This window comes from Kluyvera intermedia (genome assembly GCF_021440345.1).
GTDB lineage: Bacteria > Pseudomonadota > Gammaproteobacteria > Enterobacterales > Enterobacteriaceae > Kluyvera > Kluyvera intermedia_A.
Genome location: NZ_JAKCNS010000094.1, coordinates 1 through 14858, shown reverse-complemented (window position 1 = coordinate 14858; position 14858 = coordinate 1). Strand labels below are relative to the sequence as shown.

14 protein-coding genes and 1 riboswitch are annotated in these 14858 nt (G+C 55.1%); of the genes, 8 read left to right on the top strand and 6 right to left on the bottom strand.

Annotated elements, in window-relative coordinates; all coding sequences use genetic code 11:
- Positions 1-48 precede the first annotated feature (48 nt).
- Positions 49-264: a 30S ribosomal protein S21 gene (gene rpsU / locus LZ634_RS20120; protein WP_001144069.1), complete on the bottom strand. Its 216-nt coding sequence runs from the start codon at positions 262-264 to the stop codon at positions 49-51.
- A 235-nt stretch (positions 265-499) separates the two neighbouring features.
- On the opposite strand from rpsU, the gene tsaD reads away from it, so the two are divergent.
- Entirely contained in the window at positions 500-1513 is a 1014-nt protein-coding gene (gene tsaD, locus LZ634_RS20115) for a tRNA (adenosine(37)-N6)-threonylcarbamoyltransferase complex transferase subunit TsaD (RefSeq protein WP_234508368.1), read from the top strand.
- A 52-nt stretch (positions 1514-1565) separates the two neighbouring features.
- Here tsaD and plsY read toward each other — a convergent pair whose 3' ends face one another.
- A complete protein-coding gene (gene plsY, locus LZ634_RS20110) occupies positions 1566-2183 on the bottom strand; it encodes a glycerol-3-phosphate 1-O-acyltransferase PlsY (RefSeq protein ID WP_234508367.1) in 618 nt (205 codons plus the stop codon).
- Positions 2184-2290: 107 nt separating this feature from the next.
- Here plsY and folB point away from each other — a divergent pair, with 107 nt between their 5' ends.
- Positions 2291-2650, top strand: a complete 360-nt coding sequence (folB, locus tag LZ634_RS20105; protein WP_234508365.1) for a bifunctional dihydroneopterin aldolase/7,8-dihydroneopterin epimerase — start codon at positions 2291-2293, stop codon at positions 2648-2650.
- A gap of 92 nt (positions 2651-2742) precedes the next feature.
- Positions 2743-3564, top strand: coding sequence for an undecaprenyl-diphosphate phosphatase (gene bacA, locus LZ634_RS20100; protein WP_234508363.1), 822 nt, complete (start codon positions 2743-2745; stop codon positions 3562-3564).
- Between the two features lie 12 nt (positions 3565-3576).
- On the opposite strand, the gene LZ634_RS20095 is transcribed toward bacA, so the two are convergent.
- Together LZ634_RS20095 and LZ634_RS20090 are read right to left on the bottom strand one after the other, a co-directional pair.
- A complete protein-coding gene (locus tag LZ634_RS20095; protein WP_234508361.1) occupies positions 3577-4818 on the bottom strand; it encodes a multifunctional CCA addition/repair protein in 1242 nt (413 codons plus the stop codon).
- A 91-nt stretch (positions 4819-4909) separates the two neighbouring features.
- Entirely contained in the window at positions 4910-5530 is a 621-nt protein-coding gene (locus LZ634_RS20090) for a TIGR04211 family SH3 domain-containing protein (RefSeq protein WP_234508360.1), read from the bottom strand.
- A 234-nt stretch (positions 5531-5764) separates the two neighbouring features.
- On the opposite strand from LZ634_RS20090, the gene LZ634_RS20085 reads away from it, so the two are divergent.
- Genes LZ634_RS20085 through hldE form a run of 3 tightly spaced genes read left to right on the top strand, consistent with a single transcriptional unit; the run spans position 5765 to position 11409 of the window.
- Complete coding sequence (locus tag LZ634_RS20085; protein WP_234508358.1) at positions 5765-7066, top strand: inorganic triphosphatase; 1302 nt, start codon at positions 5765-5767, stop codon at positions 7064-7066.
- Between the two features lie 21 nt (positions 7067-7087).
- Entirely contained in the window at positions 7088-9928 is a 2841-nt protein-coding gene (gene glnE, locus LZ634_RS20080; protein ID WP_234508355.1) for a bifunctional [glutamate--ammonia ligase]-adenylyl-L-tyrosine phosphorylase/[glutamate--ammonia-ligase] adenylyltransferase, read from the top strand.
- A 47-nt stretch (positions 9929-9975) separates the two neighbouring features.
- A complete protein-coding gene (gene hldE, locus LZ634_RS20075; RefSeq protein WP_234508353.1) occupies positions 9976-11409 on the top strand; it encodes a bifunctional D-glycero-beta-D-manno-heptose-7-phosphate kinase/D-glycero-beta-D-manno-heptose 1-phosphate adenylyltransferase HldE in 1434 nt (477 codons plus the stop codon).
- Between the two features lie 56 nt (positions 11410-11465).
- Here the strand turns inward: hldE and ubiK are convergent, their stop codons facing one another.
- Entirely contained in the window at positions 11466-11735 is a 270-nt protein-coding gene (gene ubiK / locus LZ634_RS20070; protein ID WP_234508350.1) for a ubiquinone biosynthesis accessory factor UbiK, read from the bottom strand.
- A 121-nt stretch (positions 11736-11856) separates the two neighbouring features.
- A riboswitch (FMN riboswitch) is annotated at positions 11857-12007 on the top strand.
- A 105-nt stretch (positions 12008-12112) separates the two neighbouring features.
- On the opposite strand from ubiK, the gene ribB reads away from it, so the two are divergent.
- Positions 12113-12766: a 3,4-dihydroxy-2-butanone-4-phosphate synthase gene (ribB, locus tag LZ634_RS20065; RefSeq protein WP_234508348.1), complete on the top strand. Its 654-nt coding sequence runs from the start codon at positions 12113-12115 to the stop codon at positions 12764-12766.
- Positions 12767-12820: 54 nt separating this feature from the next.
- Here the strand turns inward: ribB and zupT are convergent, their stop codons facing one another.
- The gene (zupT, locus tag LZ634_RS20060; RefSeq protein ID WP_061284378.1) at positions 12821-13594 is read right to left on the bottom strand and encodes a zinc transporter ZupT; all 774 of its coding nucleotides are present in this window, start codon (positions 13592-13594) and stop codon (positions 12821-12823) included.
- A 194-nt stretch (positions 13595-13788) separates the two neighbouring features.
- Between zupT and ygiD the strand changes: the two genes are divergently transcribed.
- Entirely contained in the window at positions 13789-14577 is a 789-nt protein-coding gene (gene ygiD, locus LZ634_RS20055) for a 4,5-DOPA dioxygenase extradiol (RefSeq protein ID WP_234508347.1), read from the top strand.
- The last annotated feature ends 281 nt before the right edge of the window (positions 14578-14858 follow it).

Below are 14858 nucleotides of genomic sequence, written 5' to 3'. Positions count from 1 at the left end.
TGCAACTACAACTCGGTCTGACAATTGAGAGCTGACGCCCTCAAGAGATTAGTACAGACGAGTACGGCGTGCGTTTTCGCGAGCCAGTTTCTTCGCGTGACGTTTCACTGCAGAAGCTTTAGCGCGCTTACGTTCGGTCGTTGGTTTTTCATAGAACTCACGACGACGAACTTCTGCCAGAACACCTGCTTTCTCGCATGAACGTTTGAAGCGACGCAGTGCTACGTCGAACGGCTCGTTTTCACGTACTTTAATTACCGGCATGTAACTCTCACCTTTATAAATTCGGTTTGCCGCTGGCATCGGCGCCAGCTTATTTCAAAATGGTGCGGAATTTTACTGCAACTACTGCTGCTTTGTAAAGCACCGATGCTCTTTTTGAAATAGACTTTTTAAGGGTGAGGAGTATACACGAAGTGACGTCCAGGGGTGAGCAAAGTTTTACATCCCGGGTTATTCGCCCTACACTGCGCGGTATTGAAACGAGGTAAATCTAGCCATGCGTGTACTGGGTATTGAAACATCCTGCGATGAAACCGGCATCGCGATCTATGACGATGAAAAAGGTCTGTTAGCCAACCAACTGTATAGTCAGGTGAAATTACACGCTGATTACGGCGGCGTTGTTCCTGAACTGGCCTCGCGCGATCACGTGCGTAAAACGGTTCCGTTGATTCAGGCGGCGTTAAAAGAAGCCAATCTGACGGCAAAAGATATTGATGCAGTGGCCTATACCGCTGGCCCTGGGCTGGTTGGCGCGCTGCTGGTCGGCGCAACCGTCGGTCGTTCGCTGGCGTTCGCGTGGGATGTCCCCGCCATTGCGGTACACCATATGGAAGGGCACCTGCTGGCGCCGATGCTGGAAGACAATCCACCGGAATACCCGTTCGTGGCGCTGCTGGTTTCCGGCGGCCATACGCAGCTGATTAGCGTGACCGGTATTGGCGAATACGCGCTCTTGGGCGAGTCTATCGATGACGCCGCCGGTGAAGCCTTCGATAAAACGGCGAAGCTGCTGGGGCTGGATTATCCGGGGGGCCCGATGCTGTCAAAAATGGCCTCGCAGGGGACGGAAGGGCGTTTTGTCTTCCCACGCCCAATGACCGATCGCCCTGGGCTTGATTTTAGCTTCTCGGGCCTGAAAACCTTCGCCGCCAACACGATCCGTAATAACGACAATGACGACCAAACCCGCGCTGATATTGCCCGGGCGTTTGAAGATGCGGTGGTGGATACGCTGATGATCAAGTGCAAACGCGCGCTGGATCAAACCGGCTTTAAACGTCTGGTGATGGCGGGGGGCGTGAGCGCTAACCGTACGCTGCGGGCGAAACTGGCTGAAATGATGCAAAAACGTCGCGGGGAAGTGTTCTACGCACGTCCTGAGTTCTGCACCGATAACGGCGCGATGATTGCTTATGCGGGAATGGTGCGGCTGAAAACGGGCGCGAATTCCTCGCTGGGCGTGACCGTTCGTCCGCGCTGGCCGCTGGCTGAATTACCGGCCGCCTGATCTACCGTAACCCGGCTGAGCGTCGCGACGCCGGGCTACACCAACTCTTACGCTATTCTGCGTCTTTTTGCTTACGCTTTTTAAACCATTCCCAGATCTTCGTTTCCTGGCGCCGCCACAGACGCTGAATGTTGTCATGATGACGCAGCAGAATCAGGCACGAGAGCATGGAGACGGGAAAGGTGTATTGCGGTTTGAACCACCAGACATAAAACGGCGCCACCAGGGCGCTGACGATGGCACCCAGCGAAGAATAGCCGCTGAGCAAAATGGTGAGCAGCCAGGTGCCCGCCATAACGCCGGTCAAATCCAGGCCGATAGGGGCTATTGCGCCAAATGCGGTGGCGACACCTTTTCCGCCATGGAAATGGAAAAATACCGGCCAGATATGGCCCAGACAGGCGGCGATAGCGACCAGCCCAAGCCAGAAAGGGGATAAGCCAAGCGCGTACGCGCCCCAGACGGGAAGCATCCCTTTCAGGACGTCAAAAATCAGTACGGCTACAGCAGCGCCTTTACCGCCAATACGTAAAACGTTGGTGGCTCCAGGATTACCCGAGCCACTGCTGCGAGGATCAGGGAACCCCGCAATGCGGCAGACCAGAATGGCACTGGAGATTGAGCCGCAAAGGTAGGCAAGGAGAATCATTCCAGGCTCGATTGCACTCATAACGCTGTTCCATTTTGAAAATGTCGAAGTATTCTCTGCATCTGTGGATAATACGCATAATTCGCCGGAAGTGGTATCCGGTTTAGCCTAAAACCAAGCAGGTCGTGATGGATATTGTATTTATAGAGCAACTTTCGGTAATCACCACTATTGGTGTTTATGACTGGGAACAGACCATTGAACAGAAGCTGGTGTTCGATATCGAATTAGGCTGGGATAACCGTAAAGCGGCGGCCAGCGACAACGTAGCAGATTGCCTGAGCTATGCTGATATCAGTGAAGCGGTGGTGAAACACGTGGAAGGCAGCCGTTTTGCGCTGGTTGAACGCGTGGCGGAAGAGGTGGCCGAGCTTCTGATGTCGCGCTTTAACTCGCCGTGGGTGCGTATTAAAGTCAGCAAACCTGGCGCTGTCGCCCGGGCGGCCAACGTTGGGGTTATTATCGAGCGTGGCCATAATCTGAAATAAAGTCATTAGACGTCATATAACTTAAACCAAAGTGATTTATACCGGTCATAGTGCCGGGTTTATTTTATTGTTTACTTTTAAGGGTTTATTTAATGAGCGATATACACTCGCTGCTGGTGGCGGCAATTCTGGGTGTGGTCGAAGGATTGACGGAATTCCTGCCTGTCTCCAGCACCGGCCACATGATCATCGTTGGCCATTTGCTGGGCTTTGAAGGCGAAACGGCGAAAACGTTTGAGGTGGTTATCCAGCTCGGTTCAATTCTCGCGGTGGTCGTGATGTTCTGGCGTCGCCTGTTCGGGCTGATTGGCATCAATTTTGGCCGTCCGCCGGTGCATGAAGGCGAGGGTTCAGGTCGCCTGTCGCTGATTCACATCCTGCTGGGGATGATTCCTGCGGTGGTATTGGGATTGGTCTTCCACGATGCGATTAAATCGCTCTTTAATCCGATAAACGTTATGTACGCGCTGGTGGTCGGTGGCCTGCTGCTGATTGCGGCGGAGTGCCTGAAACCAAAAACGCCTCGCGCGGTGGGGATTGATGATATGACCTATCGTCAGGCGTTTATGATTGGCTGCTTCCAGTGTCTGGCGCTATGGCCGGGCTTTTCACGCTCTGGGGCGACGATTTCCGGTGGGATGCTGATGGGCGTGAGCCGCTATGCGGCTTCCGAGTTTTCGTTCCTGCTCGCCGTGCCGATGATGATGGGCGCCACGGCGCTGGATCTCTACAAGAGCTGGCATTTCCTGACCGTTGGCGACATTCCGATGTTTGCCGTCGGGTTTGTAATGGCCTTCCTCGTGGCGCTAGTGGCCATTAAAACCTTCCTGAAGCTGATTAAACGTATCTCGTTTATTCCGTTTGCGATCTATCGTTTCATCGTCGCAGCAGCCGTTTACGTCGTCTTCTTCTAAAAAGACTTGCCCTCAGTCTTTCGGCTGGGGGCAACGTTTTTCTTTCCAGTTCGCCACCGCCTGAATTCTGCGTTTCGTCAGCTCTTCACGAATCTCCGGGCCTTTAAATCCAGCCTCGATAACCTCTTTATTACCCACGCTTTTGGCGACCTCCCACGCTTCGCGCAGCAACCGTCCTTGCGGATAATCACAGGCTTCAAAATGGGTACGGCCGCGAACGTCGGCTTCACTGGTAAGCGCAATTTGCTCGACGCGCTGCGGCTTGCGCCAGGCATCAATGGAGTCAAATAGCTTGACCAGCGTTTTCGGCTGCAGGATGGGCAGGGTATGGATGAGATCGTGGAATTCGGCAACCAGCTTCGCCAGATCCCGCATTTCATTAGGCACCTTCAGGCGCAGGCTTAATTGCTCGACCAGCTTTACACCCGCCGGGCCGTGGCCGTGGTGACGTGGCCAAAACTCTTTTGGCGTCAGCCCTTTGCCTAGGTCGTGGCAGAGCGTGGCAAAGCGCACGTCAATGTCCGGGCTGAGCATCGCCGCCATGGTGAGCGTCATCAGCGTATGAACGCCGGTATCAATTTCCGGGTGCCATTTCGCCGGAGCGGGAACGCCGTACAGCGCGTCGATTTCCGGAAACAGGACTTTCAACGCGCCACAGTCGCGCAGGGTCTGGAAGAATACCTGCGGGTTGCGGGTGCCGAGGGCATTTTCCGTCTCTTTCCACACCCGCTCTGGCGTCAGGTGCGCCAGCTCACCGGCGTCGGTCATCTCGCGCATCAGCGCCATGGTCTCGTCGGCAATACGGAAGCTTAAATGGGCGTAACGTGCGGCAAAGCGCGCCACGCGCAAAACGCGCAGCGGGTCTTCACCAAAGGCGGGTGAAACATGGCGCAGAATGCGCAACTCAAGATCGCGGCGACCGCCGTAGGGATCGATAATCGTGCCATCGGCATCTTTAGCCAATGCATTAACGGTTAAGTCCCGACGTAGCAAATCCTGCTCCAGCGTGACGTCTGGCGCAGCGTAGCAGGTAAAACCGGTATAACCAGAACCTGACTTTCGCTCGGTGCGGGCGAGCGCGTATTCTTCGTGGCTGTTGGGATGTAAAAATACGGGAAAGTCGCGGCCTACCTGTTGATAGCCCGCGTCGAGCATTTGCTGCGGCGTGGCGCCGACAACAACCCAATCTTTATCTTTGACCGGTAGACCTAACAACCCGTCCCGAACTGCACCACCGACCAGATAACTCTTCACGCCACGCTTCTCCTCATCATTTTCTTTCTGATAATACGAAAGAAGTGCCGATAAGGCGAATTATCCCCTGCCAAAGGCGCAGGGGAATGGCTTAGTTCATCCAGCGGTCTTTGCGCTTCCGGCTTGGAATGATGTGTGGCAGCACCAGACCCAGCAGCAGGCCGATACCCAGCACGCCGCCGCCATACATAAACCACTGCATGATGATGGTGCGCTGTTTGTCATCCAACTGAAGATTGGCAGCGTTCACTTTTTTCTGCGCGACGATGAGCTCGTTCTTCAGCTTCTGGTTTTCGTTTTTCAAACCGTTAATGACGCTATCGCTCTCAGCGACCTTTTTCTGCATTTCTGCGGTGCGCTGGTTCCAGGTGGTATCGATATTATTGAGCTTGTCGGTTAGGGTTTTGACCTGGTTTTCCAGATCCGGTACGCGGGTGCGCAGGCTCGGGGTGGCGGTCAGCTCTTTCAGTGGGATCCACGCCGTACGGCCGTTGCTGTCGCGCACCTGGCCATATTGAGTGTTGTCGTTGGTCTGCAACAACGTGACTTCTTCACCGGCATTCAGGGAGCCAGCAAGACGATAATTATCGCCCGGGCCGCTGCGTACCCAGGTGTTCAGTTCGTCAGAAACATAACGCTTTTCATCAGCGTGGGCGATGGTTGAAGCGGTAAGTGTCAGTAAAGTAATGGCAACTAAGCGTAATTTTGGCATCAGATCATCGTTTTTGTCATATAAGTGGAACGATAGTAGTGGCAACAGTCTGACGACGCAAAGCATTCTGCGGCAATCGGAATCCTCCAGGAGAAAAAACCGGCGTCTGCTGTCCACCTGACAAATTGCGCATTGCATGGCAATTTGTCGCAAAATACTATGTACTGACAAAAAGAATACCTATAAGTTCGCCATAAAGGTATTTCCGGGCAACGAAACCAAAAGAATTCAATCATGGCTCAAGAAATCGAATTAAAATTTATCGTCGATGACGCTGGCGTTGACGCGCTACGCAACCACCTGCAAACGCTGAATGCAGAGCACACCCCGCCGGGGCAGTTGCTGAATATCTATTACGAAACCGCCGATAACTGGCTGCGCCGCCATGATATGGGGCTGCGCATTCGTGGTGATAATGGTCGTTATGAGATGACCATGAAAATCGCTGGTCGTACCGTTGGCGGTTTGCATCAGCGCCCTGAATACAACATTGCGATTAGCACGCCGGAGCTGGCGCTCGACCAGCTGCCGTCTGAAGTCTGGCCAAATAGCGAAATGCCGCAAGGGCTGGCAGAGCAGCTTAACCCGCTGTTCAGCACTGATTTCTATCGTGAAAAATGGGTTGTCAGCCAGGGCAAAAGCCAGATTGAAATCGCACTGGATCAGGGCGAAGTCAAAGCCGGTGAACATCAGGAAGCTATTTGCGAGCTGGAGCTGGAACTGCTGAGCGGCGAAACTGCCGACGTGCTGGCGCTGGCTCAGCAACTGGCGCAAACCGGCCTGTTGCGTCAGGGCAGTCTGAGCAAAGCCGCCCGTGGATACCATCTGGCGCAGGGCAATCCTGAGCGCGAGATAAAACCGCTGACTATTTTAGCGTTGCCGCCAAAAGCGACGGTGGGCCAGGCGTTCGAGGCCGCGCTGGAAAGCGCTCTCGCCCATTGGCAGTACCACGAAGAGCTGTGGCTGCGTGGTAAGACGAAGGCGAAAATCGAAGTGCTCAACGCCCAGGGGCTGATTCGCCACATTCTGACGCTGTTTGGCGGGATTGTACCGCGTAAAGCGAGCGCCAAACTGCGTGACGGGTTGACCCAGGTTGACGCGCTGATGGCCGGTAAGATTTCCGCTCACGACGCGGCGTTCAACCGTGAAACGGCGCTCACTAAGCTCGCCTTCACCGAATGGCTGGTGACGCGCGGCTGGCAGGCATTCCTTGATGCGAAAGCCGAAGCAAAAATGGCCGATTCGTTCAAACGTTTTGCCGATACCCACCTTTCTCGCCAGGCCGCCGAGCTGCGCACCACGTTTGCCTACCCGCTTGGCGATAGCTACGGCGATCAGCTGCCGCGTCTGACGCGCGATATTAACAGCGTGCAGATTCTGGCGGGTTACTACGACGCCGAGAAAGCCCAGCGCTGGCTGGCAAACTGGCAGGGCTTACGCCACGCCATCGAAACGCGCCAGCACATTGAAATTGAGCATTACCGCAACGAGGCACTGGCGGTCGAACCGTTCTGGCTACACAGCGGAAAACGTTAATTTACTTCAGGGAACCCGTGTATGACGCCGCTTTCTTCGCAGTTACAGCAGCACAGGCACACGCTGGTGGAGCGCGCTCCGGAAGATTTTCCAATCGCGACGCTCAGCGCAAATGCGCAGGCTGTTTTCACCTTCAGTGATTTTGTTCAGCAAAGTTTGATGGCGTATCCCGAGTGGCTGGCGTCGCTGGAAAGCGAACCACCCCAGGCGGATGAGTGGCGAGAATACGCGGGTTGGCTCGAAGCTGAGTTGGCCGAGGTTCATGATGAAACGGCGCTGATGCGCGCCCTACGCGTTTTTCGCCGTCGGGTGATGGTGCGCATTGCGTGGTCGCAGGCGCTCTCGCTGGTCAGCGAAGAGGACACCCTCCAACAGCTGAGCCATCTGGCAGAGACGCTGATCGTCCACGCGCGTAACTGGCTCTATGACGCCTGTTGTCGCGACTGGGGCACACCGTGCAGCGCCGATGGCGTTCCGCAACCGCTGCTGATCCTCGGGATGGGCAAACTGGGCGGCGGCGAACTCAATTTCTCCTCTGATATCGATCTGATTTTTGCCTGGCCTGAGCACGGCAGTACCCAAGGCGGACGTCGCGAGCTGGATAATGCCCAGTTCTTTACTCGCCTGGGACAGCGGCTGATTAAAGTGCTCGACCAGCCGACGCAGGATGGCTTTGTCTACCGTGTCGACATGCGTCTTCGTCCGTTTGGCGACAGCGGCCCGCTGGTGCTGAGCTTTGCGGCGCTGGAAGATTATTACCAGGAGCAGGGGCGCGACTGGGAACGCTACGCGATGGTGAAAGCGCGGATTATGGGCGATGACGATGGCGTCTATACCGGCGAGCTGCGCGCGATGCTGCGACCGTTTGTGTTCCGCCGTTACATTGATTTCAGCGTGATCCAGTCGTTGCGTAACATGAAAGGGATGATCACCCGCGAAGTACGCCGCCGGGGGCTGAAAGACAACATTAAGCTCGGGGCGGGCGGCATTCGTGAAATCGAATTTATTGTCCAGGTCTTCCAACTGATTCGCGGTGGGCGTGAGCCGTCGCTGCAAAGCCGGTCGCTGCTGCCAACACTGGCGGCGATTGAAGCACTGAATCTGCTATCCAACACCGACGCGCAGGCGCTACGTGAAGCCTATTTATTCCTGCGTCGTCTGGAAAACCTGCTGCAAAGCATTAATGACGAACAGACACAAACCCTGCCGGGCGACGAGCTCAATCGCGCGCGTCTGGCGTGGGGCATGCATCTGGATAATTGGGATGCCTTAACCGAGCGCCTCGATACGCTGATGGCGGAAGTGCGCCGCGTCTTTAACGATCTCATCGGCGACGACGAAGAGTCGTCACAGGAAGAACAGCTATCGGAAGATTGGCGTGAATTGTGGCAGGACACGCTGCAGGAAGACGATACTCCTGCAGTGCTGATGCATCTCAGTAGCGACGATCGTCAGCGCGTGCTGTCGCAGATTGCGGATTTCCGCAAAGAACTGGACAAGCGCACCATCGGCCCGCGCGGTCGTCAGGTGCTGGACTCCCTTATGCCGCATCTGCTGAGTGAAGTGTGCTCGCGTGAAGATGCGCTGGTGCTGTTAACCCGCATTACGCCGCTGCTCAGCGGGATCGTCACCCGGACCACCTACCTTGAACTGCTGAGCGAATATCCCGGCGCATTAAAGCACCTTATTCGGCTGTGCGCCGCGTCGCCGATGGTGGCCAGTCAGCTAGCGCGTTATCCGCTGCTGCTGGATGAACTGCTGGACCCGAGCACGCTGTACCAGCCGACGGCCACCGACGCCTATCGCGATGAGCTGCGTCAGTATCTTTTGCGCGTACCGGAAGAAGACGAAGAGCAGCAGTTAGAAGCGCTGCGCCAGTTCAAACAGGCGCAGTTGCTACACATTGCGGCGGCGGATATCGCTGGGACGCTACCGGTGATGAAGGTGAGCGATCACCTCACATGGCTTGCGGAAGCAATGATTGATGCGGTTGTTCAGCAGGCGTGGGTGCAGATGGTGGCGCGTTATGGCCAGCCTACGCATCTGCGCGAGCGCCACGGACGCGGTTTTGCGGTTATTGGCTACGGCAAGCTGGGTGGCTGGGAGCTGGGCTACAGCTCGGATCTGGATCTGGTATTTCTCCACGACTGCCCAATGGATGCGATGACCGACGGCGAGCGTGAAATTGACGGTCGTCAGTTCTATCTGCGTCTGGCACAGCGCATCATGCATTTGTTTAGCACTCGCACTTCATCCGGTATTTTGTATGAAGTCGATGCTCGCCTGCGTCCGTCCGGCGCGGCGGGGATGCTGGTGACTACCGCCGAAGCCTTTGCTGATTATCAGCAAAATGAGGCCTGGACCTGGGAACATCAGGCGCTGGTGCGCGCTCGTGTGGTATACGGCGATCCGCAGTTGCAACAGCAGTTTGACGCGATTCGCCGACAGATTCTGACCAATACCCGCGATGGCGCGGTACTGCAAACTGAAGTCCGCGAAATGCGTGAGAAAATGCGCGCCCATCTTGGCGGCAAGCAGCGCGATCGTTTCGACATCAAAACCGATGCGGGTGGCATTACCGACATCGAATTTATTACCCAGTATCTGGTGCTGCGCTACGCCCACGATAAGCCGAAGTTGACCCGCTGGTCGGATAATGTGCGTATCCTCGAACTGCTGGCACAAAACGACATTATGGATGAGCAGGAAGCCAAAGCGTTGACTCATGCCTACACCACGCTGCGCGATGCGTTACACCATCTGGCGTTGCAGGAACTGCCGGGGAATGTCGATCTGGCAAGCTTTACCCGCGAACGCGAGTTGGTGAGCGAGAGCTGGCTGAAGTGGCTGGTTCAACCGTGAAATGTGCTATTATCGCGCCAAATTTTTGATTCTCTTTGGAGACACGAATGAAAGTAACGCTGCCGGAATTTGAACGCGCAGGAGTGATGGTGGTTGGCGATGTGATGTTGGATCGCTACTGGTATGGCCCAACCAGCCGTATTTCCCCGGAAGCCCCGGTACCCGTGGTGAAAGTGGAAACTATCGAAGAACGTCCTGGCGGCGCGGCAAACGTGGCGATGAACATTGCCTCTTTAGGCGCGGGTTCTCGTCTTGTTGGTTTGACCGGTATTGACGACGCGGCGCGTGCGCTGAACAAAGCGCTGGCCGATGTGAACGTCAAATGCGATTTCGTCTCCGTACCAACGCACCCGACCATCACCAAGCTGCGCGTACTGTCGCGTAACCAGCAGCTGATTCGTCTGGATTTTGAAGAAGGTTTTGCCGGCGTGGATCCACAGCCGCTGCACGATCGTATTCAAAGCGGTCTGCCGAACGTTGGCGCGTTGGTGCTTTCCGATTATGCCAAAGGGGCGCTGGAGAGCGTGCAGCAGATGATTAAGCTGGCACGTCAGGCTAAAGTGCCGGTACTTATCGACCCGAAAGGTACTGACTTTGAACGCTATCGCGGTGCCACTCTACTGACGCCAAACCTTTCTGAGTTTGAAGCGGTAGTCGGTAAGTGCAAAACCGAAGAAGAGCTGGTGGAACGCGGCATGCAGCTGATCGCCAACTTCGACCTCTCTGCGCTGCTGGTCACCCGCTCCGAGCAGGGCATGACGCTGCTGCAACCGGGTAAAGCGCCGCTGCATCAGCCGACTCAGGCGCAGGAAGTGTATGACGTCACCGGTGCCGGTGATACGGTAATTGGCGTGCTGGCGGCAACGCTAGCATCCGGGAAAACGCTGGAAGAAGCCTGCTTCTTTGCCAACGCGGCGGCTGGCGTCGTGGTGGGCAAGCTGGGGACTTCTACCGTTTCGCCAATCGAGCTGGAAAACGCCGTGCGCGGCCGTGCGGATACCGGTTTTGGCGTGATGAGCGAAGAAGAGCTGAAACACGCTGTCGCTGCGGCACGTCGCCGTGGTGAGAAAGTGGTGATGACTAACGGCGTGTTCGATATTCTGCACGCGGGCCACGTCTCTTATCTGGCGAATGCGCGCAAGCTGGGCGATCGCTTGATTGTCGCGGTGAATAGCGATGCGTCAACCAAACGTCTGAAAGGCGAAACCCGTCCGGTGAACCCGCTGGATCAGCGCATGATCGTGCTGGGTGCGCTGGAGTCGGTCGATTGGGTGGTGTCATTTGAAGAAGATACGCCGCAGCGTCTGATTGCCGGGATCCTGCCGGATCGTCTGGTCAAAGGCGGTGACTATAAACCAGAGCAGATTGCCGGTAGCGAAGAAGTTTGGGCGAACGGCGGTGAAGTGCTGGTGCTGAACTTTGAAGATGGTTGCTCAACGACCAATATTATCAAGAAGATTCAGAAGGACAGTGAGAAGTAACGCTTCCGCGTTGGCCTCACTTTAACCCTCTCCCCGGGCGGGAGAGGGGACGTGCTTTACTCTTTATCGTCTACAGCCGGTGCAGCCGCACGGTTTTCCAGCTCGCTAATACGCTGCTCCAGCAGTGCCAGTTTTTCGCGGGTGCGCAGCAGAACCTGAGTCTGCACGTCAAACTCTTCGCGGCTTACCACGTCAAGCCGCGTCAGCTGTGACTGGATAACCTGACGAACTTTCTTCTCAATATCATCGCCAAACTCACGCAAACCTTTCGGCATGGACTCATGGACCTGGCGGGCGATTTGTTCAATTTTTTTCGGGTCGATCATCTGTGTTTCCCTGATTCTGTCGGCATTACCGCTATTGTAGTGGCTTCTCCCGGTGCGATAAACCAGAATTGTTCGAAGCTTATGCATTGCCGAAGATAATCAATAGCGTTATAGTAAGTACGCTTATTCTCAGGGCGGGGCGAAATTCCCCACCGGCGGTAAATCAGCTACGGCTGAAAGCCCGCGAGCGCTTCCTGTGTCCAACGGGAAGGTCAGCAGATCCGGTGTAATTCCGGGGCCGACGGTTAGAGTCCGGATGGGAGAGAGTAACGATCCAGTCGGGTTTATGCCCGCTCGCGTTATCTATTAGCCGTTTATCGGCACTCCTAAGACTGCCCTGATTCTGGTAACCATAATATTAATGAGGTTTTTTTACCATGAATCAGACGCTACTTTCCTCTTTTGGTACTTCTTTCGAACGCGTTGAAAACGCGCTGATTGCTCTGCGCGAAGGCCGCGGTGCGATGGTGCTGGACGACGAAGATCGCGAGAACGAAGGCGACATGATCTTTGCCGCCGAAAATATGACCGTTGAACAAATGGCGCTGACTATCCGTCACGGTAGCGGCATCGTTTGTCTGTGTTTGACCGATGAACGTCGTAAACAGCTGGAACTGCCGATGATGGTGGAAAACAACACCAGCGCATACGGCACCGGTTTTACCGTTACCATTGAAGCAGCACACGGCGTGACCACCGGCGTTTCCGCCGCTGACCGCCTGACCACCGTGCGTGCGGCGATTGCCGATGACGCTAAGCCGTCAGACCTAAACCGTCCGGGCCATGTTTTCCCACTGCGCGCGCAGCCGGGCGGCGTTTTGACCCGCGGTGGCCACACTGAAGCGACTATCGATCTGGTGAGCCTGGCTGGTTTTAAACCGGCTGGCGTTCTGTGTGAACTGACCAACGACGATGGCACCATGGCGCGCGCGCCGGAGTGCATCAAGTTTGCGAAGGAACACAATATGGCGCTGGTGACTATCGAAGATCTGGTGGCCTACCGTCGTGAGCACGAGCGCAAAGCAAGTTAATCGCGCTCCCTTACGAAAAAGCCCGGCTCACTGTGCCGGGCTTTTTTATGGCTGTTAACCAATCCCCATCGACTGTAACGCCACCAGACTTAACCCCATCACCGACATCCCGCACAGTACGCCGTAGCTTGGGTTGTTGTTGGGATCGATCTCTTTAGCCAGCGGCATCAGTTCATCAACCGACAGCGCGACCATAATCCCGGCGACGGCGGCCATAATTGACGCCATCAATACCGGTGACACCATGCTACCGAGAATCGCCCACGCCAGCACGCCGCCGAGGATTTCCGCCATACCGGAGATCCCGGCCCAGAATACCGCTTTGCGCTTTGACCCTGTGGCGGCATACACCGGCCCGGCGACCGCCAGCCCTTCCGGGATATTGTGCAGTGCCACGGCGAGCGCAATACCGAACCCCAGCTCTAGGTTGTTGCTAGCGGTGACGAAGGTGGCTATCCCTTCAGGGAAGTTGTGCAGGCTGATCCCCAGGGTTAACAACACAGCTGTGCGACGGATATTGCGCGGCAGCGGCTGAGTCGTTTCTTGCATCAGATCCTGCGGATGAGCATGCGGCAGCGCGCGATCCAGCGCGAAGTAACCAATAAGTCCCACCACGAACATGCCGTAACCCAACACCGGTGACATGCCCTCTGTACCCAGCGCAGCGGGCAGCATCTCCATCAGCGAGATCAGCAGCATAATCCCGGCGGCAAAACCGAGTGAAAAGGCCAAAACCCGGTTTGACGGCTTTTGCCCAATAACACCAAGAATGGCGCCGATAAAGGTGGCAGCGCCTGCCAGTAATGTCAGAATCAGCGGTACCGACATCGCTTACTCCTTGTGATAATGATTATCATTCATGATATTGGAATTCATCACGCCTGGCGAGAGGCGAATAGATTCTTTACTGCATCCTTACATTCAAATTTTCTGAAGATCATCATCATGCTTATCTGAGTTTATCCTCACGGAAAACAGGTTAATGTGGTGTTATTCAAATATGCCTCTGGAAGGATAACATCATGTCTCGTAGCCGAATGCCAGCACTGTTTTTAGGTCACGGTAGCCCGATGAACGTACTGGAAGATAACCTCTATACCCGTACCTGGCAGCACCTCGGTGAGACGTTGCCGCGGCCAAAAGCGATAGTCGTCGTCTCTGCGCACTGGTTTACCCGTGGCACCGGTGTGACAGCGATGGAAACACCAAAAACCATCCACGATTTTGGCGGTTTCCCACAGGCATTGTACGACACGTATTATCCTGCACCGGGCTCACCGGAGTTGGCGCAGAAACTGGTGGAGCTGCTGTCACCGGTTCCTGTTGCGCTGGATACGGAAGCCTGGGGTTTTGACCACGGTTCATGGGGCGTGCTGATTAAGATGTACCCGAACGCGGATATCCCAATGGTGCAGTTGAGTATCGACAGCACCAAACCGGCGGCCTGGCATCTGGAGATGGGGCGCAAACTGGCCAGCCTGCGCGATGAGGGCATTATGCTGGTGGCGAGCGGTAACGTGGTGCATAACCTGCGTACGGTAAAATGGCACGGTGATTCCGCGCCGTATCCGTGGGCCACGTCATTTAACGACTATGTTAAGGCTAATCTGCAATGGCAAGGGCCGGTTGAACAGCATCCGCTGGTGAACTATCTGCAGCATGAAGGCGGTTCGCTTTCTAACCCAACGGCGGAGCATTTCCTGCCGCTGCTGTATGTTTTAGGCGCGTGGGATGGAGAAGAACCCATCACTATCCCGGTAGACGGTATTGAAATGGGATCGTTGAGTATGTTGTCGGTACTGATTGGATAATTTTTGTTGTTGTCAGGGTACGCCACCATTCTGGTGGCGTACCTCCGCTGATTGATCTCCCTCGCACAATACCTGCATCTATTTTATCTTCTCGTGCGCTTTTCCCTCTCTTACGGGCATTGTCTTTTTTTTATATATATTCATGTCATAAATTATTAATGTTAAATATATAGATATGATATGAATTGCGCTATCAATTCAGGTATTTAATTTTAATATATAAATTAAAGTGATAAAAAAATCGCACTCTGAAAATTAAAGTGACCTACATACCATTTATT

Bases quoted from the DNA above. Each gene is read 5' to 3' on its own strand.
- ygiD (WP_234508347.1), top strand. From the start codon at position 13,789: ATGTCTCGTAGCCGAATGCCAGCACTGTTTTTAGGTCACGGTAGCCCG.
- ubiK (WP_234508350.1), bottom strand. From the start codon at position 11,735: ATGATCGACCCGAAAAAAATTGAACAAATCGCCCGCCAGGTCCATGAG.
- LZ634_RS20090 (WP_234508360.1), bottom strand. From the start codon at position 5,530: ATGCCAAAATTACGCTTAGTTGCCATTACTTTACTGACACTTACCGCT.
- ribB (WP_234508348.1), top strand. From the start codon at position 12,113: ATGAATCAGACGCTACTTTCCTCTTTTGGTACTTCTTTCGAACGCGTT.
- hldE (WP_234508353.1), top strand. From the start codon at position 9,976: ATGAAAGTAACGCTGCCGGAATTTGAACGCGCAGGAGTGATGGTGGTT.
- zupT (WP_061284378.1), bottom strand. From the start codon at position 13,594: ATGTCGGTACCGCTGATTCTGACATTACTGGCAGGCGCTGCCACCTTT.
- folB (WP_234508365.1), top strand. From the start codon at position 2,291: ATGGATATTGTATTTATAGAGCAACTTTCGGTAATCACCACTATTGGT.
- bacA (WP_234508363.1), top strand. From the start codon at position 2,743: ATGAGCGATATACACTCGCTGCTGGTGGCGGCAATTCTGGGTGTGGTC.
- rpsU (WP_001144069.1), bottom strand. From the start codon at position 264: ATGCCGGTAATTAAAGTACGTGAAAACGAGCCGTTCGACGTAGCACTG.
- glnE (WP_234508355.1), top strand. From the start codon at position 7,088: ATGACGCCGCTTTCTTCGCAGTTACAGCAGCACAGGCACACGCTGGTG.
- LZ634_RS20085 (WP_234508358.1), top strand. From the start codon at position 5,765: ATGGCTCAAGAAATCGAATTAAAATTTATCGTCGATGACGCTGGCGTT.
- plsY (WP_234508367.1), bottom strand. From the start codon at position 2,183: ATGAGTGCAATCGAGCCTGGAATGATTCTCCTTGCCTACCTTTGCGGC.
- tsaD (WP_234508368.1), top strand. From the start codon at position 500: ATGCGTGTACTGGGTATTGAAACATCCTGCGATGAAACCGGCATCGCG.